The sequence below is a fragment of the Conyzicola lurida genome (assembly GCF_014204935.1).
GTDB lineage: Bacteria > Actinomycetota > Actinomycetes > Actinomycetales > Microbacteriaceae > Conyzicola > Conyzicola lurida.
Map to the genome: position 1 here is coordinate 2,430,010 of NZ_JACHMJ010000001.1, position 19,727 is coordinate 2,449,736.

Here is a 19,727-nt window from a genome sequence, read left to right on the forward strand (position 1 = left end):
GCGTGCAGATTCGGGCACAAAAAAAGGGGCTTCGACAGGCTCGATCCGCTTCACAGCGGGTTGAGCCTGTCGAAACCCCCGACAAGCTACTCGACGATATCGATCTCGCGCATGAGGTCGGCGTCGATGGCGATGCGCACCTTCTCGAGCAGGCCCTCGGGCGCGGGCGAGTCGACGGTGAGCACGCTGAGCGCTGCTCCCCCGGCTTCCTTGCGCGCGATCTGCATGCCCGCGATGTTGATGGATGCCTCGCCGAACTCCTTGCCGTAGACGGCGACGATTCCGGGACGGTCGGTGTAGACCATCACGATCAGGTGGTCGGCGAACGGCACCTCGACGTCGTAGCCGTTGATCTCGACGATCTTCTCGATCTGCTTGGTGCCGGTCAGGGTTCCCGAGACGGAGATCTGCGAACCGTCGGCCAGTGCGCCGCGGATCGAGAGGAGGTTGCGGTACTCCTCGCTCTCGGTCTCGGTGATGAGGCGCACGGTGACGCCGCGCTGCTCGGCGAGCAGCGGAGCGTTGACGTAGGAGACCGACTCGCTGACGATGCCGGAGAAGATGCCCTTGAGAGCGGCGAGCTTGAGCACGCTCACATCGAACTCGGCGATCTCGCCGCGCACCTCGACGTCGATCGAGGTGACGGGGCTGTCGGCGAGGCCGGAGAAGACCTGGCCGAGCTTCTCGACCAGGGCGATGCCGGGGCGCACGCTGGGGTCGATGACGCCGCCGGCGACGTTGACCGCGTCGGGCACCAGTTCGCCGCCGAGCGCGAGTCGCACGGACTTGGCGACGGAGACGCCGGCCTTCTCCTGGGCCTCGTCGGTGGAGGCACCGAGGTGCGGGGTGAGGATGATGTTCTCGAGCGAGAGCAGCGGCGACTCGAGTGGCGGCTCGCTGACGAAAACGTCGAGGCCGGCGCCGGCGATGCGCTGCGACTTGAGGGCGGCGTAGAGCGCGTCCTCGTCGATGAGTCCACCGCGGGCGACGTTGACGATGAACGCGGTCGGCTTCATCAGCGCGAACTGCTCGGTCGAGATCATGCCGGTCGTCTCGGGGGTCTTCGGCATGTGGATCGTGATGAAGTCGCTCTGCGCGAGCAGTTCGTCGAGCGTGAGCAGCGTGACGCCGAGCTGCTGGGCGCGGGCCGAGGTGACGTAGGGGTCGTAGGCGACGACGTTCATGCCGAACGCCTGCAGGCGCGCGGTGATGAGCGCGCCGATGCGGCCGAGACCGATGATGCCGACGGTCTTCTCGTAGAGCTCGACGCCCGTGTACTTGGAGCGCTTCCAGGTGCCGGCGGCGAGGCTCGCGTGCGCGGCCGGGATGAAGCGGGAGAGGCTGATGATGTGGCCGACGGTAAGTTCGGCGGCGGAGATGATGTTCGAGGTCGGCGCGTTGACGACCATCACGCCGGCGGTCGTCGCCGCCTTGATGTCGACGTTGTCGAGACCGACACCGGCGCGGGCGATGACCTTGAGGCGAGGGGCGGCCGCGATGGCCTCCTCGTCGACCTTGGTGGCGGAGCGGATCAGGATGGCGTCGGCCTCGGACAGTGCGGAGAGCAGCGCCGGACGGTCGGTCCCGTCGACGTTGCGCACGTCGAAGTCGGGGCCGAGGGCCTCGACGGTTGCGGGTGAAAGTTCTTCTGCAATGAGCACAATCGGCTTGGCCACGAAAACAAGTCCTTAGGGGTGCAATGGGAGAGTGAGCGCCATTCGCGCAACCCTGCGAGTCTACCGCCCGGCACAATGGGCTTATGGGCGAAGCCGCACTCGACGTAACACGCACGATCGTGCTCTGGATCCTGGTGGCGGTCTTCGTCGGAATGGGCGTCAACCACTTCCGCGGGGGCCCCGCGCGGGTCATGGCGAAAATGATTCCGCCGTCTCTCCGGCGCGACCGCTGGCCGCGCCCGATCGACCTCGTCTACGTCACCGGCGTGTGCGAGATCCTCGGCGGCATCGGCCTCGCCGTTCCGGCCACCCGCGCCGCGGCATCCCTCGCTCTCATTGTCTTCCTGATCTGCGTTTTTCCCGCCAACGTCTACGCTTCGAAACACAAGGAGACGTTCGGCCGCGGGGCCATCCCGTTCTGGCCGAGATTGGCCGGACAGGTGGTGCTGATCGCGCTGCTGGCATGGGTCGGTTTCGGCACCGTATAGAGGCCGAATGGATGCCGCGGGGACGACGGCCGTCGTGCCCCGGCGGAGCGCCCGTGCTACGTTCGATGAAGGAAATACGTTTTCCATTCATCTTGGACGCGAACTCGTGGTCGCCGTTTCGGCGGGCCGCTTGTGCGTACGGTGAGACTCTGGCGGACCCGATCCCGACGATTGGTCCAGCACTGCCCCCGGCATAGAACCGGCTGAGGCGGAGCAGCGCGGAGCTACCCGTCCACAAGTAACGAACACGCGTGCCACGACCCTGATTCGGTGTCTGCACGCGTGCCTTCGGGGAGCCCGCGTGAGCGAAACCACAGCAGAAACGATCCTGACGGCCACCGGCCTCAGTAAGACTTTCGGAAGCCGCAAGTCGGCGCAGACGCACGCCGTCGTCGACGCCGCCTTCGAGGTGAAGCGCGGCGAGATCTTCGTCGTGATGGGGCTTTCCGGTTCGGGCAAGTCCACCCTGATCCGCATGCTCAACGGTCTCGTCGAGCCCACCTCGGGAAGCGTCGCCGTCGCCGGCACGACCATCACCGGCCTGCCCGCACCGAAGCTGCGCGAGGTGCGCCGCCGCAACGTGTCCATGGTCTTCCAGCACTTCGCGCTTCTCCCCCACCGCACGGTCATCGACAACGTGGCCTACGGCCTCGAGATCCAGGGCGTCGCGAAGGCCGAGCGTCTCGAGCGTGCCAACACGATCATCCGGCTGGTCGGGCTCGACGGCCGCCAGAACAGCCTCCCCTCTCAGCTGTCGGGCGGAATGCAGCAGCGCGTCGGCCTCGGCCGGGCGCTCGCCAGCGACACCGACATCCTGCTGATGGACGAGGCCTTCTCGGCCCTCGACCCGCTGATCCGCCGCGAGATGCAGGAGCAGCTCATCGAGCTGCAGCACGAACTCGGCAAGACCATCATCTTCATCACGCACGACCTCAACGAGGCCATGTTCCTCGGCGACCGCATCGCCGTCATGCGCGACGGCCGCATCGTGCAGATCGGTACGCCCGAAGAGATCCTGACCGACCCGGCCAACGACTACGTCGCCCAGTTCGTGCAGGATGTCGACCGGGCACGGGTCCTGACCGCCGCGAGCGTCATGGAGCCGGCACTCGCCGTCGTCAACATGTCGGCCGGCCCTCGCGCCGCGCTGCGCCTGATGCGCGACCAGCAGACCAACGCCACGTTCGTGGTCAACCGCGACCGCACCTACGGCGGCGTCGCCCGCGCCAAGCACGTGCTGCGCCAGGTGAAGGCCGGCGACAGCGACCTGCGCCCCATCGTGCGCAACGACGCGACCATCGTGACGCCAGAGACCCTCGTGGTCGACCTCGTCGAGCTGTCGGTCGGCAGCGACCTGCCGATCGCCGTCGTCGACGACCGCAAGCGCCTCATCGGCGTCATCCCCCGCGTCACCCTGCTCGCCGCCCTCGGCAACGTGAGCACGGCGACCGGCGAATTCACCGCCATCGAGGGCCCGCCGACCATCACGATGAGCGAGATGACCGAGACCCTGCTCGATACGACTCTCGAAGGAGCAGACCTGTGAACGACTTCAGAATCCCCCTCGGCCGCTGGGTCGAAGACATCATCGACTTCATCACCGACACCTTCGGGTTCCTCTTCGACTTCGTCGCGACGGTCGTCGCCGGAGCCTACGAGGGCGTCGACGTGGTCTTCTCGACCCCGCCGTTCTGGGTGATCATCGTCGTGCTGGCCGTTCTCGGCTTCGCCGCACGTGGCTGGAAGTTCGCGATCGGCACCGTGATCGGGCTCGCCCTGATCGTCGGCGTCGACCAGTGGGACAACGCCATGGACACCCTGGCGCTCGTTCTCGTCGCCAGCATCATCGCGATCCTGATCGCCGTGCCGCTCGGTATCGCCGCGGCCAAGAGCCGCACGACGTCAAACTTCCTGCGCCCGATCCTCGACCTCACACAGACGATGCCCGCCTTCGTCTACCTGATCCCCGCGCTCATCCTGTTCGGCATCGGGGTCGTCCCCGGCGTCGTCGCGACGATCATCTTCGCCGTGGCTCCGGGCGTGCGTCTCACCGAGCTCGGCATCCGCGGCGTCGACTCCGAGGTCGTCGAGGCCGGCCAGGCGTTCGGCGCCTCGCCGTGGCGCATCCTGCGCCAGATCCAGCTGCCCCTCGCGATGCCGAGCATCATGGCCGGCATCAACCAGGTCATCATGCTGTCGCTCTCCATGGTGGTCATCGCCGGCATGGTCGGCGCAGGCGGTCTCGGCCAGCCCGTCGTCGCGAGCCTCAACCGCATCGACGTCGCCCTCGGTTTCGAGGCCGGCCTGTCGGTCGTCATCCTCGCCATCTTCCTCGACCGGCTCACCGCCGCTCTCGGCGGCGGCGACACCCCGCTCGGACGCGTGCTCGCACGACGCGGTTCGGCACGTCTCGCGAAGGCCGCCGCCGAGACGTCGGCCACTCCCGGCCAGGCCCCCCGCGAGCGCGAGCTCGTCGACGCCTGACCCCTCCCCGCTTACGGGCGCGTTCGCGTCCGTGACCCGGAGCTTCCCGCTCCTGCAATCTCCAATCGCGGTCGGCCCCAAGTCGGCCAATGAAAGGCAGAACACCTTGAAGAACCGTTACACCTCATTCATCGCCGTGGGCGCCGTGAGCATGCTCGCGCTCGCGGGCTGCGCGTCGGCCGGCCCCGCCGAGACCGTCGGCGACGGCAACGACGACGTCAAGTCGCTCGACCTCGCCGTGTTCAACGGCTGGGACGAGGGCATCGCCGCGTCCGAGTTGTGGAAGGCCATCCTCGACGAGAAGGGCTACGACGTCGAACTCTCGTACGCCGACGCCGCCCCCGTCTTCCTCGGTCTCTCGAAGGGCGACTACGACCTGACGCTCGACGTCTGGCTGCCCGACACCCACGCCGCGTACCTCGACTCGTACGGCGACGACATCACCGACCTCGGCGCCTGGAACGAGGAGTCCAAGCTCACCGTCGCGGTGAACGAGGACGCCCCGATCGACTCGCTCGCGGAGCTCGCCGACAACGCCGACCTGTTCAACAACGAGATCGTCGGCATCGAGCCCGGAGCCGGCCTCACCGCCGCGATGGAAGAGCGCGTCATCCCGGGCTACGGTCTCGAGAGCATGGACTTCCAGACCTCTTCGACCGCCGCCATGCTCACGGCGCTCACCGCCGCGACCGACAACGGCGAGAACATCGTCGTGACGCTGTGGGAGCCGCACTGGGCTAACTCCGCGTTCCCGATCAAGACGCTCGAGGACCCCGAGGGAACCCTCGCCGACCTCGAGAGCCTGCACGCGTTCGGCAAGGCCGACTTCTCCACCGACTACCCGCAGGTCGCCGAGTGGATGGACAACTTCGAGATGGACCTCGACACGCTCTACTCGCTCGAGCAGGCGATGTTCGTCGACTACGAGGGCTCGGACTACGCGCCCATCGTCGAGAAGTGGATCGAAGACAATCAGGAGTACGTGGACGGGCTGACGAGCTAGTCACGACGCGCTTCGCCGAAACGGCCCCTACCGCATCGCGGTGGGGCCGTTTTTCGTGCCGCGTGAGGGTCAGGCCAGCGCGATGATGTCGAGCGACAGCACGGCGACGAGCGCGAGACCGACCGCGAAGTACACGGCCTTGCCGAAGGCGTTGCGACGACGGCCGAACACGAGCGCCGCGAGGTAGACCAGCGGCGGGATGGCGATGCCCACGATGATGAGTGTCCACGGCACCTCGCCGACGTCCACGCCGAGAGCGGCGATCTGCTCGTAGGCCTTGGGCAGCTCGATGGCGTTGTTGATCGCCTCCCACAGGTCGTAGGCGTAGAGAAGGCCGAAGAGGATGGCGACGGTGGCACCGAGCACTCCGAAGCGGCGGCGGGTGGTTGCACCGTCGACGGCCTCGGTCGTTGTGTTGTCGGTCACGGTCTAGCTCCCCATGATGAACGGAATCGGCACCAGCAGCACGAGCCCGACCACGAGCCAGCCGAGGCGCACGATCGGCTTGCGGCCGCGGGTGAGGAAGAGCACCGAGGCGAACCAGAGCGGCGGTGCCGCGATCGAGAGGAACTCGCCGAGCTGGAACATGATCTCGCCGAGCACGGTCGACATCGTCCCGCTGCCGCGCAGCACCGAGGTGAGCCAGCCGATCGTGTACAGGCCGTAGACACCCGCGAGGATGCCGTAGCTGACGAGCAGGAACGAGCTCGTCGCCGCGGGGGCGTCCTCGTCGTCGGTCCCTGAACCCGTCGAAGGGTCTGAGTCTGTCGAGGGGCTGTCGGGCGCAGCGGCCGGTCCCGCGACATAGCTCGCGTCCCGCTCGTCACCCCAGCTCAGCGCCTCATCGGGGCCGTCGTCGTCGACGAGGTCGTCGTCGGTCGGGGGGTTCGAGCTCATGGCGCAAGAATACCGCTCGCCTGCTGGGCGACCGCCCGTCAGGCGGCGGGGTCGACGGCCCTCGCCCAGTCGTCACCGGCGCTCGACTGCAGGGACGCGGCATCCGTCGCCGGAGTCGTCACCGTGATCTGCCCGGTCTCGACGCTCTTCGCGTATTGGAAACTCGCCGACGCGGCGAACTCGTCGTCGTCGACGGTGTATCTGTCCTGCAGTCCGGCGGCGACCACGTTCCACGGCCGCACGTTCGAGATCGAGTTCGACAGCCCGTTGTCCGTCTTGAATTGCGGGTAGTCGTACTCGAAGCTCGCGCTCGCCCCGAGCCGCACCGACAGCGTGTCGACCGCGATGGTCGAGCTCGAGAGGTCGATCTGCAGCAGCCGCTGGAAGCCGGTCGCGCGCTCGCCCGTGTGCGTGCGGAACTCCTGGTAGTCGGCGAGCAGCTCGACCACGTCGTGCCCCTCGATGCCGCCGGCGTTCTCGGTGCGGATCTGGCCGAGCCCGTGGAAGTGCCCGGACAGAACGACGACGACGTTGCGGTTGGGGGCGATCACCTCGTCCCAGAGCTTCTGCCCGTTCGACACCCAGCGCGAGCTCGACGACCGGTGTGCGTCTTCGAGGTCGCTCTTCGGCGTCACGTGCTCGTGCGTCGAAACGACGACGTTGTGGTCGGGGTGGCTCGTCACCACGTCCGAGGCCCAGTCGATGACGTCGCCGCCGTAGGCGTAGGGCAGCGAGAGCATCAGGAACTTCGCGCCGGCCTGCTCGAACGTCGAGTAGTTGGCGCTGTTGTCGCCCTCGCCGATCGACCCGCCGTAGCTCGCCGCGTCGGCATAGCGCGACGGGCCGAAGTACTCGTTGAAAAGGTCGTTGTCGACGCCGCGCTTGTTGTCGTGGTTGCCGGGCAGCACGCTGTTCGGTACTCCCGCGTCGTCGAGGATCGCCTGGATGGCGCTCGCCCGCTCGAACTCGCGGCGGGCCCGCACGTCGTCCTGGTTCGGGTCGACCCAGTTCTGCACGAGGTCGCCGGTGTGCGTCGCGAAGGCGATGTCGCGGGCCTCGGCGTTGTCGGCGATCCAGCTGACGAGTTCCGCGTACACCGCCGGGTACGACTCGGAGAGGTACTGCGTGTCGGTGATGTGCGAGATCGCCAGGTCGTAGTCGCCGGGCGTCTCGAGCTCGCCGTCGGGCTCGGCGGCGAGCGTGGCCCCGGTGCGCGGCCCGTTCTGGGCGAGCAGGGTCACCGTTCCGTCGTCGAGGTCGCCGCGCTCGAGCTCTCCGCTGAGCAGCTCCGTCCCGGCATCCAGGAGACGCCATTCGGATGACGCGGCAGACCACACGCTCAGCTGGATCTCGTTGCGGCCGACCGTGCTGCCGCGCCACTCGACCGTCGACCCGGCGGCGAGGTCGCGCGCGTCGAGCTCGAACCGCTGGTACGGGTACGCCCAGGCGTCGTCGGTCGCCGGGGCCTCGATGCCCACGGTCTCGTCGGCGCCGACGCGGGTCTCGAGCGGCCCGTCGCTCACGCCGCTGAAACTCGCCAGCACGGCGGCCGGTTCCCCGGCCGACGGGGTCTCGACGGCGGCGACGGTCGGTGTGATCTCGACCACCTCGGTCGGCACGCGCAGCGTGGGGTCGACCCACTCGTGCTGATCGAGTTCGCCCGGCGTGGCCGCGGCGACCAGGAAGTCGTCGTCGTCGACGCCCGTGAACCGGGTGCGCTGGAAGGTCTCGCCGAGCAGCCGGTCGGGGGCGAAGGTGGCCATGCCGACGCCCTTGGTGCAGGGGCTCGGGGTGACGAGGCTCTGGTCCATCTCGTTCATCGCGTACGCGCCCAGGCTGTCGACGCGGTCGCCGTTGTCGTCGGCGATCCAGACGCCGGCGCCGAGGAAGTTGAGCGAGGTGTCGTAGGTCGCGTCGGCTCCGGCCGCTGCGGCGGTGCCGGCGCGGGCGGCGAGGTAGGTCTCGCCGGGCTCGAGTTCGGTCCCCGCGGGCACGGTGACCTGCGGCTCGCGGCTGCGGATGCCGCTCACCTCGCAGCGCCGGATCTCGTACCCGCCGATGTCCACGGTCGTCTCGCCGTAGTTCGCGAGTTCGACGAAGTTGTTCGGGCTGACGTCGGCCGGCAGCTGGTCGATCGGGTCGGTCGCGACCTCGCTGATCGCGATGCCCGGTTCCTCGTCGTAGGCGAAGCTCTCGGCGAAGACGCTCGAGGCGACCGTGCGGTTGCGCTTCCCGGGGGTGCGTTCGGCGACGACGAAGCCGTCGTCGGTCAGCTGGTACGACTCGCCCGCGACGAAGTCGAGCACGGCGGGCAGCTTCGCGTCGTCGTCCTGACAGGCGCTGTCGCCGTAGCCCGACGTCGCGACGCGGTCGACGAGCAGTCCCTCGCTGTCCTGGATGAGAACACCGGATGCCACGTCGGCGAGGTGTCGCCCGTAGGTCGCGTCCGCCTCGCCGGCGAAACCCGGGCCGCCGAGCACCCAGCGCTCGCCCGGCGCGAGCGAAGTGCCATCGGGCACGGTCAGCTCGTGGGTGTCGGGGCGCAGCCGCCCGGAGGCCGTGCACCGGTAGACCTGCCAGCCGCCGAGGTCGACGGTCTCGTCCGACGTGTTCTCGAGCTCCACGAACTCGTCGTCCACCGCGGCCGGACCCGACGCGGCGATCTCGGAGATCACGACGCTCGTGTCGGCGCGCGGCGTCTCGCGGGTCGCGTTCTGCTCGCCGATCGTCGATGTCGCCACCACGAAGTCGCGGCCGGTGTCGCCGGTCGCGGCGACGCGCTGCCAGCTCTCGTCGGCCGCGAAGTTCAACGAGTTCGTCAGGTTGTCGCCGACCGTGCACTCGCTCTCGGTCGGCCACGGCTCGTTCGGGTAGACGCCGACGGCATCGGCGAGCGCGCCATCCGGCCCCTCTAAATAGAGCCCGAAGCCGAGCACGGAGAAGGGCTGGCTCATGTGCAGGTCGCCGGGCATGCCGATCTTGCTCACCGTGACGATCTCCCCGGGTTGCAGCACGACGCCGCCGAGGTCGCCCTCGGTGCGGCCGACGTTGGCGCGCAGGCCCTGCACGCTGCAGCGGTAGACGCTCCAGCCCGTGAGGTCGACCGCGGTGTCGCCCCAGTTGCGCAGCTCGAAGAAGGTGTCGGAGTCGGAGCGCGGACCGCCGTTGGAGAGTTCGTTGAACAGCACGGTTCCGGTACCGGGAGCCGCGGCGAGCGCGGGTTGCGGGGTGGTGATCACCCCCGCCGTCGCGAAGGCGGTGACGAGCAGGGCGGCGATCAGTCTCTGGCGCACGGCTCAAGAGTGGGCGGCGGGCGTGTACGAGTCGTGGCGCGGCGGTGTGTGGGCGGTGAACACTCTTCTGCGGGCGCGGCGTTACACCACCGTCACACGGATGATGTTGACTCGTAGGCACCATGGACCTCATCACAGTGCGCGAAATCCGCGTGGCGCACACCCGCGACGACATCGTCTTCGCGCCCGGAGAACTCCCTCTCGGCGGCGGCACCTGGCTCTTCTCCGAGGAGCAGCCCGGGCTGACCGGCCTGGTCGACCTGACCGCCCTCGGCTGGCCGTCGGTCGTCGAAACCGAGACGGGCCTCGAGATCGCCGCCACCTGCACGATCGCCGAACTCTCGCGCATCCCCGCGCACGACGGATGGGGCGCCCACCCGCTGTTCGGGCAGACCGCCAACTCGCTGCTCGCCAGCTTCAAGATTTGGAACGTCGCCACCGTCGGCGGCAACATCTGCACGTCGCTGCCCGCCGGCCCGATGATCTCCCTGGGCAGTGCGCTGGATGCCGCGGCCGTCGTCTGGGGCCCCGACGGCGCCGAGCGGCGTATGCCGGTGTCGCGGTTCGTCACGGGCAACCGCGAGAACGCGCTGCTGCCCGGCGAGGTGCTGCGGTCGATCGAGATCCCGCGCTCCAGCCTCGAGGCGCGCACCGGGTTCCGCCGCATCGCCCTCTCCCCGCTCGGCCGCACCGGCACCCTCGTCATCGCCCGGCTCGACGCGGGCGGCGAGGCCGTGTTCACCGTCACGGGCGGCACCACACGTCCCGAGGTGCTGCGCTTCGAGGCGCTGCCCGACGCGGCGACCCTGCGCGCCTCCGTCGAGGCGGTCGACAGCTGGTTCACCGACCCGCACGGCGCAGCCGACTGGCGCCGCGCCATGAGCCTGCTGTTCGCAGAAGAGCTACGCGAGGAGCTGACCGTATGAGGTTCGAGATCAATGGCGAGAGCGTCGACGCCAACCCGCAGCCCGGCCAGGTACTGCGCACCCTGCTGCGCGACCTCGACCACTTCGAGGTCAAGAAGGGCTGCGACGCCGGCGACTGCGGCGCGTGCTCCGTGCTGCTCGAGGGCGAACCGATCCACTCCTGCATCTACCCCGCGCACCGCCTCGAGGGCGCGCGAGTGACCACCGTGAGCGGACTCGGCACACCCGACCACCCGCACCCCATGCAGCAGAGCTTCGTCGACGCCGCCGGGTTCCAGTGCGGCTTCTGCACGGCCGGCATGATCGTCACCGCGTCCACCTTCACCGAGGAGGACAAGGAGGATCTGCCCCGCCTGCTCAAGGGCAACCTCTGTCGCTGCACCGGCTACCGCTCGATCAAGGACGCCATCTGCGGCGTCAGCAACACCGAGCACGCGCCCGCCGGAGACGCCGCGGGCCGGTCGGTGCGCGCGCCCGCCGGCATGCGTGTCGCGACCGGGCAGGAGCAGTACACGCTCGACACCCGCACCACCGCCGTTCTGCACCTCGCCGTCCTGAAGAGCCCGCACGCCCACGCGCGCATCCTGTCGATCGACACGACGGCCGCCGAAGCGCTGCCCGGTGTGCAGCTCGTGCTGACCCACCGCGACTCCCCCACGACACGCTTCTCCACGGGCCGCCACGAGATGCGCACCGACGACCCCGACGACACCCTCGTGTTCGATACCGTGCTGCGCTTCCGCGGCCAGCGCGTCGCCGCCGTCGTCGCCGACACCGTCGCGATCGCGCAGCGCGCGCTCGACGCGATCGTCGTCGAGTACGAAGAACTGCCAGCCGTGTTCGACCCCGATGCGGCCCGCCGCCCCGGCGCTCCCCTGCTCCACGCGGAACGGGGCCCCGAGTCCCGCATCTCCGAACCCGGCCGCAACGTGCTGGCGCAGCTGCACGGCGAGATGGGCGACGTCGACGCGGCCCTCGCTGCGGCCGACGCCGTCGTCACCGGCACCTGGCAGACCCAGCGGGTGGCGCACGCCGCGCTCGAGACGCACGCGACGCGCGGCTGGGTCGACGCGGACGGCCGGCTCACGCTGCGCACCAGCTCGCAGGTGCCGTACCTCGTGCGCGACGAGCTGTGCCACATCTTCGACCTCGCGCCCGAGACTGTGCGCGTGTTCACCGCGCGCGTCGGCGGCGGCTTCGGCGGCAAGCAGGAGCTGTTCACCGAAGATCTGGTGACCCTCGCCGTGCTGAAGACCGGACGCCCGGTGCAGTACGAGTTCACGCGCGGCGACGAGTTCACGATCGCTTCGCCGCGTCATCCCATGCGACTGACCGTCACGCTCGGCGCCACCGCCGACGGGACCCTCACCGCGATGGCCGTCGACGAGCTCATGGACACCGGCGCCTACGGCAACCACGGCGTCGGCGTGATGTTCCACAGCGTGGGGGAATCGCTCGCGATCTACCGCTGCGCCAACAAGCGCGTCGACGCCGAGTCGGTGTACACGAACAACCTGCCGTCGGGCGCGTTCCGTGGCTACGGCCTCGGCCAGGTCATCTTCGCGGTCGAGTCCGCGATGGACGAGCTGGCCCGCAAACTCGGCATCGACGCCCTCGAGCTGCGCCGCCGTAACGTCATCGTGCCCGGCGACGCCATGGTCGTCACCGACCCGCACGAGGAGAGCGACCTCGTCGTCGGCAGCTACGGCCTCGACCAGTGCATGGACCTCGTCGAGGCGGCGCTCGCGCGCGGCAACTCCGCGGTCGCCCCGACCGGCCCCACCTGGTCGGTCGGCACCGGCGTCGGCATCGCGATGATCGCGACCGTGCCGCCGCGCGGCCACTTCGCCGACACCTCGATCGCTCTGCTCGACGACGGTAGCTACGAGATCAATGTGGGCACCGCCGAGTTCGGCAACGGCACCACGACCGTGCACACCCAGCTCGTCGCGACCGCGCTCGGCACGACCGTCGACCGCGTGCGCATCCGTCAGTCAGACACGGATGTCGCCCGCTACGACACCGGCGCCTTCGGCTCGGCCGGCGTGGTCGTGGCCGGAAAAGCCCTTCTCGCCGCGGCGACCAAGCTCGCGGCCGCCATGGTCGAGCGGGCTGCCACGATCGACGCGTCGGAGGGCATCCGTACCGTGGTCAGCGGTGGTGTGCTCGTCGGGGACCGGCTGGTCGCGGCATCCGCCCTGCTCGACAAAGGCCCGCTGATCGCCGACGGCAGCCACGACGGCACACCGCGCTCGGTGGCGTTCAACGTGCACGGGTTCCGGGTCGCGGTCGATTCGGCGACCGGCGAGGTGCGGATTCTGCAGTCGGTACAGTCGGCGGATGCCGGGACGGTGCTCAACCCGGAGCAACTGCGGGGTCAGATCGAGGGCGGCACCGCGCAGGCCATCGGCACCGCGCTGTACGAGGAAATGCTGATGGACGGCGAGGGACGGGTCACGACGACCGCGTTCCGCAACTACCACGTGCCGCAGTTCGCCGACATCCCCGAGACCGAGGTGTTCTTCGCGGACACCCACGACGGCATGGGGCCGCTCGGGGCGAAGTCGATGAGCGAGGCGCCGTACAACCCGGTGGCACCGGCGCTGGCCAACGCGATCCGCGACGCGGTCGGCGTGCGGCCGATGGAGCTGCCGATGTCGCGCGACCGGCTGTGGCGGCTGCTGAACCCCTAGGCGGATTGAGCCCGTCGAATCCGCCTCCGAGGTGGCTCGTTGGCGGTGGCCGGCGTCGTCATCGGCGGCAAAGTGCTCTTCCCGCATCCCCGGAGCAGCACTTTGCCGCCGATGACGGCTCCCGAAAGCACTGACCGAGTCGGATGGAGCCCGTCGAAATCCCCCAACCGATCGCCGGGACGGATTTCGACGGGCTCAATCCACTATGACTAGATAATCTCGCCGAACAGCGGCTTCTCGGGCGCCTTCTTGCCGGTCTCGCGCTCCCACGCCTCGAGCTGTTGCGCGAGGGCCTTGGCGAGCTCGAACACCTGCTCCGGTGGGATGCGGATGCGGCTCACGACCTGCCCCGGGACCAGGATCGACTCGGCGCCGCTCTCGGGGTCGACGGTCGGCTGCGGCGGCTGCGTGAGGGCGACGAAGTCCATCACGAAGACGTTCGGGGTGTGCCAGACGCTGGCGAAATCGGCGAACAGGCCGGCGACCGCGGTGGGCGGGAGGTCGATCTTGAAAGTGCGCGGCGGCTCGTTCTCTGACATGTGTTCAGTCTAAGAGAGCGGCTGCGCGTCCGCGATGAATCGTCCCGTCTGAGTCGCGCAGCGGGCGCGCTGTGCCTCCCGTGCGGGCGGCGATCACCTCGGCGAGAATCGAGATCGCGGTCTCCTCGGGCGTGCTCGCGCCGAGGTCGAGGCCGATCGGCGAGCGTAGCCGGGCGATCGCCTCCTCGTGCACCCCGCGGTCGCGCAGGCTCGCGAGCCGGCGTTCGTGCGTGCGGCGGCTGCCCATCGCGCCGACGAAGGCCACCGGCAGGGCGAGCGCCTGCGCGATGAGCTCGGCGTCGTAGCGGTCGTCGTGCGAGAGCACGCAGATGACGGTGCGCTCGTCGACCGGCGTCGTCGGCAACCAGGTCGTGGGCCACTGCACGACGACCTCGGCCGTCGGGAACCGCACCGGGGTCGTGAAGAGCGGGCGCGGGTCGCAGACGGTCACCCGGTAGCCGAGGGCGGATGCCGCGGCCGCCAGTGCGGTCGAAAACTCCATCGCGCCGAAGACGATCATGCGCGGCGCGGGCGTCGACACCTCGAAGAACACCTCGGCCGGCCGCCCGTCGCAGTCGATCACGCTGAGCGCCGATTCGCCGAGCGAGACGCGCGCGGTGAGTTCGGCGGCGACGCGGTCCTCGTAGCCCGCGGCATCGCCGCTGACCAGGGTCCAGACGCCAGTCGGTTTTTCGGCCGCGGCGCCGCGCAGGGCCGCCTCGATTTCGGGGGTGACTGGTTCGACCCGGATGCGCAACTGGCCGCCGCAGGTGAGGCCGGCGGCGAAGGCCGACTCGTCGCTCACCCCGTACTCGACCGTGCGGCCGACGCCGTCCTCGAACACGAGTTCGGCCACCGAGACGACCGCGCCCTCGACGCAGCCGCCCGCGATCGAGCCGATCACCGAGTCGCCGTCGTACGCCATCGAAGTGCCGACGGTGCGAGGTGCGCTGCCCTGGATCGACACGGCGGTGGCGACCACGAGGGGGCGGCCGGTGTCGATCGCCGCGAGCATGCGGTGCGCGATTTCAAACATGCTCCCACTGTCTCACGCGCGGGTTTCGTTCGCGTTTCGATGCACGATTCGTCACGATTGCGTCACGGGCAACAACCTGCACGATCGTACTAATAGAATCGCGGGCATGACCCGTGACGGCCGCCTCGCGCGCGGCGAAAAGACCCGCGAGGCGCTGCTCGACGCCGCGATGCGCATCATCGCCGAGAGCGGAGTCGCCGCGGCCACCCAGCGCACCGTCGCGGCGAGCGCCGGCGCGTCCCTGGCCTCGACGACCTACCACTTCGGCACCCGGGCGGAACTGCTCTCGGCCACCATGCAGCACGCCGCATCGATCGCTGTGGCTCGCATCAGCGCGCTGCGGTCCGAGATCCTCGAGGGCCGGCTGTCGCTCGTCGACACCTGCCTCGCCTACATCGACGAACAGCGCAGCGGAGCGTCGCCGACCGCCGCGGTGACCTTCGAACTCGCACTGGCCGCCTCGCGCGAACCCCGGTTGCGCGACCACAGCCGCGCCTTCGTGGAATCGCTCAGCGAGGTCTTCGCACCGTTCGCGCCCGGTCCGGGCGGCGGGCTCGCGATCGCCCAGTCGTTCTACGGCGTGCTGTTGATGGAACTCGCGCACGGGCCGGAGTCACGCTCCCCCGATCTCGAACGCACGGTCACCGCGGTATTCGACGCGTTCGGCGTGACCGAGGCGGCCGCGCGCCACACCGCCCTGCACCACGCGTCCGAGGCGGGCGTGCGATGAGCTACCCACCCGAACCCTGGTACCTCGGCGGATCCCTGCTGGCCTCCGCCTTCCTGGTGCCGGCGGCCGACCTGCCCAGCTGCCTGCTGGCATCCGTCCCCGACAACGCGCGCCCGTTCCGCGTCGGCCGACGCGTGCTGATCGGCGTGGCATTCGCGAACTACACGCCCGGCGGAGTGCTCAGCTACGACGAACTGCTCGTCGCCGTGCCCAGCCTGCAGCGCGGACGGCTGCGCATCACGATCCCGCAGATCTGGGTCGACAGCGCCGAGTCGATGGAGGGCGGCCGCACCCTGTGGGGAATCCCCAAGGAACTCGCCACCTTCGAACGCAGCGAGACCCCCGAGGCGGCGACGACGAGCATGACGGTCTCGACCACGGAGGCCGTGAGCGTGATGGCCGCCTTCGGCAGCACGATCGTTCCCGGGGTGCGCCAGTTGCGCCTGCCGATCGTGCAGCGCACGGCGTCGGGCAGCATCCTCTCGCACAACCGGGTGGCCGGCCGTATCTCCTCACTCTCGGCACAGTGGTCGTTCGACGGCCGCGGCGAGCTCGGCTACCTCGCCGGCCGCCGGCCGTTCACGAGCTTCGCGGTGCGCGAGGCGTCGATCGTCTTCGGCATGAAGGTGGAGCGGGAATGAAGAGACTCGCCGTCGCCGTGGTCACCGGCGGCGCCCGGGGAATCGGGCGCACGATCGCGCACGACCTGTATATCCGCGGCTACCGCGTCGTCATCGGCGACCTCGACCTGGCGGCGACCGAACGCACGGCCGCGGAGATCGGGTCGACGGTCAGCGCCGTGCGGCTCGACGTCACCGACGGCGAACTCGTGCGCGAACTGGTGCGGTCGATCGAGACCGACATCGGTCCGATCGACGTGTGGGTCAACAACGCCGGGGTGATGCCGACCGGACCGTTCACCCGGCAGACCAGCTCGACCGTCGACGCGATCGTCGACGTCGACTTCCGCGCCGTCGTCGACCTGACGGCGGTCGTACTGCCGCGCATGATGAAGCGTCGCCGCGGCCACATCGTCAACATCGCGAGCGCTACCGGCATCAAGCCGCTCGCCGGTCTCGCCGTGTACTCCGGGTCGAAGGCCGCGGTCATCGGCTACAGCGACGCGCTGCGGCGCGAACTGCGCGGCACCGGCGTGCACGTCTCGGTGATCATGCCCAACCTCGCGAACACCGCGATGGGCGCGGGCATCACAGCCCCTCCCGGCTTCGGCGCGGTCTCGGCCGAGCTCGTGAGCCGCGCCGCGATGCGCGCGATCAAACGCCGCTCGTTCGCCAGCTACGTTCCCGGCTATCTGGGACCGGTGCTGAGGATGTCGCGGCTGCTGCCGACCGGAGTGCAGGACTGGCTCGACGACCGGGTGGGCACCGACCGCATCGGTCTCGGCGGCGACCCGGAGGCGCGGGCGGAGTACGAGCGGAAGCTGGGGATCGAGCCGCCAGCGGGTTGAGCATGTCGACACCCGGACGCACGAAGTATTTCGACAGGCTCAATCGGCGGGGAGGGCGACCAGGGACGCGCTCTTCTCCCACAGGCGCGCGGCGAGAGCCGCGTCATCCGCCTGCTTGTTCGCCCTGTCGAGCTTGCGACGTGTGTAGTAGCCGCCGCTCTTCCACGAGGTGCCGGGGGTGGCGAGCCAGACGAGGGTGTCCGCGCCCTTCGCGGGCGAGATAAGGAAGCGAGACAGCACGAGTCCGTAGACGTGGCGGAGCAGACTCGTGGTGTTCGAGGCGAAGCTCGTGGCGACGAGTCCCGGGTGGAACGCGGCCGTCGTGATGCCGTGGCCCCTGTACCGGCGGTCCAGCTCGCGGGTAAACAGGATGTTCGCGAGCTTGCCGTCGCCGTACGCCTTGTTGGGCGAGTAGCGCTTCTCGTTGCCGAGGTCGTCGATGTCGAGGTTGCCGAAGAGCGTGTTGGCGACGCTCGCCGTGTTGATGACGGTCGCGCGGCTCTCGATGAGGCGGTCGAGCAGCAGCGTGGTCAGCAGGAACGGCGCGAGGTGGTTCACCTGCAGCGTCTTCTCGTGCCCGTCGACGGTGAGCTCGCGCTCGCCCATGATGCCGCCGGCGTTGTTGGCGAGCACGTCGATGCGCGGGTAGCTCTCGAGGAGCGTCGCGGCGAGCGCGCGCACGTCGGCGAGCCGGGAGAAGTCGGCGACGTGGTATTCGGCCCCTAGCTCCGCCGCGACCGCCGCGGTCTTCTCCGCCGAGCGTCCGACGACCACGACCGAGTCGCCCGCCGATGTCAGTGCTCTGGCCGCCGCGGCGCCGATGCCGTCGCTCGCGCCCGTGATGATGATGGTCCTGCCTGCCACGTGTTCCCCCTCGGTGTTTGCTGGGGATTCGGAGCAGGTGGCGATTTCGACAGGCTCAATCCGCGCTAGCGGGTTGAGCCTGTCGAAACCGGGAACGCGCTACTTCGCGAGGAAGCCCAGCAGCACCTCGTTGACCTCGTCGGCGTGGGTCCAGAGGAAGCCGTGCGGGGCGCCCTCGATCTCGACGTACTCGCTCTCGGGGAACGGGGCGTGGAACGGGCGTCCGCTCGAGTCGATCGGCAGGATGCGGTCTTCGGTGCCCTGCACGATGATGCTCGTCACGCCCGAGGCACGGACCTTCGCGACATCCGCCCGGAAATCTTCGATCCAGGTCGGCACGACGGCGTAGGCGGCGAGGGGTGCGCTGTTGGTGGCGGTGTTCCAGCTGGCGGTCACGGCCTCCTGGCTGATGCGGCTGCCGAGGTTCTCGTCGAGGTTGTAGAAGTTCTCGTAGAAGCCGGTGAACCAGGCGAAGCGGTCGCCCTTGGCGGAGGCGGCGATGCCGTCGAAGACGTCCTGCGGAACGCCGGTGGGGTTGTCGTCTGTGTGCAGCAGGAAGGGCTCGAGCGGCGCGAGGAAGGCGATCTTCGCGATGCGGTCGGTGCCGTAGGTCGCGACGTAGCGGCCCACCTCGCCGGTGCCCATCGAGAAGCCCACGAGCACGACGTCGGTCAGGTCGAGCGTGGTGAGCACGGTGTCGAGGTCGGCCGCGAAAGTGTCGTAGTCGTAGCCGACGGTCGGCTGGCTGGACTTGCCGAAGCCACGGCGGTCGTAGGTGATGACGCGGTAGCCGGCGGCGAGGATCTCGCGCTGCTGGCGCTCCCACGAGGTGCCGTCGAGCGGGTACCCGTGGATGAGAACGACGGGCTGGCCGGTGCCGTGGTCTTCGTAGTGCAGGTCGATGGAGGTCGAGTTCTCGGTGCCGACGGTGATGACTGACATTGTTTTTCCTCTCGAATACGGCTGAGAACGGTCGTTCTCAGGTCGTGGTAGCTATACTAGAGAACGCTGGTTCTCAGCACAAGGGGAGATAAATGATGGATGACGCAACAGCGAGCGACACCGTGGTGAACGCGGCGAGCGCGCTCTTCTACGGCCGCGGAGTGCAGGCGGTCGGCATGGACGAGGTACGGTCGGCGGCCGGCATCTCGCTCAAGCGCATGTACTCGCTCTTCCCCTCGAAAGAGACTCTGCTGATGGCCGTGCTCCGCGAGCGCAACGCGACCTGGACCAGCGGCATCCTCGCGTCGGCCGAGACCGCGACGACGCCGCGCGACAAGCTGCTCGCCATCTACGACTTCCTCGCCGGCTGGTTCAACCAGGACGACTTCCGCGGCTGCGCCTTCATCAACTCGTTCGGCGAGCTCGGCGCCGTCGCTCCGACGGTCGCGGCGGCCGCGCGCGAGCACAAGGAGTCGTTCCAGGCCTACGTCGCCGACCTCGTCGAGCAGGCCGGCGGACCCGCGTCGCTCGCACCCCAGCTCGCGATCCTCGCCGAGGGAGCCCAGACGACCGCCGCGATTTCGGGAACGCCGGATGCCGCGGCCCACGCACGCGCGGCGGCGGCGGTGTTGATCGCGGCGGCGTTGCCCGAGTAAGCGGGATTTCGACAGGCTCGATCCGCCTCAGC

18 protein-coding genes are annotated in these 19,727 nt (G+C 69.2%); 10 read left to right on the forward strand and 8 right to left on the reverse strand.

Features of this window, described 5'->3' with window-relative positions; genetic code table 11:
- Positions 1–86: 86 nt before the first annotated feature.
- Positions 87–1,676: a phosphoglycerate dehydrogenase gene (gene serA, locus HD599_RS11820; protein WP_184237785.1), complete on the reverse strand. Its 1,590-nt coding sequence runs from the start codon at positions 1,674–1,676 to the stop codon at positions 87–89.
- Positions 1,677–1,759: 83 nt separating this feature from the next.
- Between serA and HD599_RS11825 the strand changes: the two genes are divergently transcribed.
- The 4 genes from HD599_RS11825 (at position 1,760) to HD599_RS11840 (ending at position 5,651) form a co-directional block, all read left to right on the forward strand.
- Positions 1,760–2,164 (forward strand): DoxX family protein, encoded by a 405-nt coding sequence (locus HD599_RS11825; protein ID WP_184237787.1) that lies wholly within the window; start codon positions 1,760–1,762, stop codon positions 2,162–2,164.
- 328 nt (positions 2,165–2,492) lie between these two features.
- Entirely contained in the window at positions 2,493–3,710 is a 1,218-nt protein-coding gene (locus HD599_RS11830; protein ID WP_246376706.1) for a quaternary amine ABC transporter ATP-binding protein, read from the forward strand.
- On the forward strand, positions 3,707–4,648 hold the full coding sequence (locus HD599_RS11835; protein ID WP_184237789.1) for an ABC transporter permease subunit: 942 nt from the start codon (positions 3,707–3,709) through the stop codon (positions 4,646–4,648). Before HD599_RS11830 ends, HD599_RS11835 begins: the two co-directional genes overlap by 4 nt.
- A gap of 106 nt (positions 4,649–4,754) precedes the next feature.
- Entirely contained in the window at positions 4,755–5,651 is an 897-nt protein-coding gene (locus HD599_RS11840; RefSeq protein WP_246376186.1) for a glycine betaine ABC transporter substrate-binding protein, read from the forward strand.
- A 69-nt stretch (positions 5,652–5,720) separates the two neighbouring features.
- On the opposite strand, the gene HD599_RS11845 is transcribed toward HD599_RS11840, so the two are convergent.
- Genes HD599_RS11845 through HD599_RS11855 form a run of 3 tightly spaced genes read right to left on the reverse strand, consistent with a single transcriptional unit; the run spans position 5,721 to position 9,841 of the window.
- Positions 5,721–6,077: a hypothetical protein gene (locus HD599_RS11845; RefSeq protein ID WP_184237791.1), complete on the reverse strand. Its 357-nt coding sequence runs from the start codon at positions 6,075–6,077 to the stop codon at positions 5,721–5,723.
- Positions 6,078–6,080: 3 nt separating this feature from the next.
- Positions 6,081–6,548: a hypothetical protein gene (locus HD599_RS11850; RefSeq protein ID WP_184237793.1), complete on the reverse strand. Its 468-nt coding sequence runs from the start codon at positions 6,546–6,548 to the stop codon at positions 6,081–6,083.
- A gap of 38 nt (positions 6,549–6,586) precedes the next feature.
- The gene (locus tag HD599_RS11855) at positions 6,587–9,841 is read right to left on the reverse strand and encodes a lamin tail domain-containing protein (RefSeq protein ID WP_184237795.1); all 3,255 of its coding nucleotides are present in this window, start codon (positions 9,839–9,841) and stop codon (positions 6,587–6,589) included.
- A 122-nt stretch (positions 9,842–9,963) separates the two neighbouring features.
- Here HD599_RS11855 and HD599_RS11860 point away from each other — a divergent pair, with 122 nt between their 5' ends.
- Positions 9,964–10,767 (forward strand): FAD binding domain-containing protein, encoded by an 804-nt coding sequence (locus HD599_RS11860; protein WP_184237797.1) that lies wholly within the window; start codon positions 9,964–9,966, stop codon positions 10,765–10,767.
- Positions 10,764–13,460 (forward strand): molybdopterin-dependent oxidoreductase, encoded by a 2,697-nt coding sequence (locus HD599_RS11865; protein ID WP_184237799.1) that lies wholly within the window; start codon positions 10,764–10,766, stop codon positions 13,458–13,460. Before HD599_RS11860 ends, HD599_RS11865 begins: the two co-directional genes overlap by 4 nt.
- Positions 13,461–13,669: 209 nt before the next feature.
- Here HD599_RS11865 and HD599_RS11870 read toward each other — a convergent pair whose 3' ends face one another.
- Positions 13,670–13,999 carry a DUF3467 domain-containing protein gene (locus tag HD599_RS11870; protein ID WP_184237801.1) on the reverse strand — a complete coding sequence of 110 codons (330 nt, stop codon included), beginning with the start codon at positions 13,997–13,999 and terminating at the stop codon, positions 13,670–13,672.
- Between the two features lie 4 nt (positions 14,000–14,003).
- Entirely contained in the window at positions 14,004–15,035 is a 1,032-nt protein-coding gene (locus tag HD599_RS11875; RefSeq protein ID WP_184237803.1) for an XdhC family protein, read from the reverse strand.
- A gap of 106 nt (positions 15,036–15,141) precedes the next feature.
- Between HD599_RS11875 and HD599_RS11880 the strand changes: the two genes are divergently transcribed.
- The 3 genes from HD599_RS11880 to HD599_RS11890 are packed head-to-tail and all read left to right on the forward strand — an operon-like array spanning position 15,142 to position 17,233.
- Positions 15,142–15,765 (forward strand): TetR/AcrR family transcriptional regulator, encoded by a 624-nt coding sequence (locus HD599_RS11880; protein WP_184237805.1) that lies wholly within the window; start codon positions 15,142–15,144, stop codon positions 15,763–15,765.
- On the forward strand, positions 15,762–16,406 hold the full coding sequence (locus HD599_RS11885) for an acetoacetate decarboxylase family protein (RefSeq protein WP_184237807.1): 645 nt from the start codon (positions 15,762–15,764) through the stop codon (positions 16,404–16,406). Before HD599_RS11880 ends, HD599_RS11885 begins: the two co-directional genes overlap by 4 nt.
- Positions 16,403–17,233 carry an SDR family NAD(P)-dependent oxidoreductase gene (locus HD599_RS11890; RefSeq protein WP_184237809.1) on the forward strand — a complete coding sequence of 277 codons (831 nt, stop codon included), beginning with the start codon at positions 16,403–16,405 and terminating at the stop codon, positions 17,231–17,233. Before HD599_RS11885 ends, HD599_RS11890 begins: the two co-directional genes overlap by 4 nt.
- A 39-nt stretch (positions 17,234–17,272) precedes the next feature.
- Here HD599_RS11890 and HD599_RS11895 read toward each other — a convergent pair whose 3' ends face one another.
- Positions 17,273–18,097, reverse strand: a complete 825-nt coding sequence (locus HD599_RS11895) for an SDR family NAD(P)-dependent oxidoreductase (protein WP_184237811.1) — start codon at positions 18,095–18,097, stop codon at positions 17,273–17,275.
- Between the two features lie 99 nt (positions 18,098–18,196).
- A complete protein-coding gene (locus HD599_RS11900) occupies positions 18,197–19,039 on the reverse strand; it encodes an alpha/beta fold hydrolase (protein WP_184237813.1) in 843 nt (280 codons plus the stop codon).
- A gap of 95 nt (positions 19,040–19,134) precedes the next feature.
- On the opposite strand from HD599_RS11900, the gene HD599_RS11905 reads away from it, so the two are divergent.
- Positions 19,135–19,695 (forward strand): TetR/AcrR family transcriptional regulator, encoded by a 561-nt coding sequence (locus tag HD599_RS11905; RefSeq protein WP_221420498.1) that lies wholly within the window; start codon positions 19,135–19,137, stop codon positions 19,693–19,695.
- The last annotated feature ends 32 nt before the right edge of the window (positions 19,696–19,727 follow it).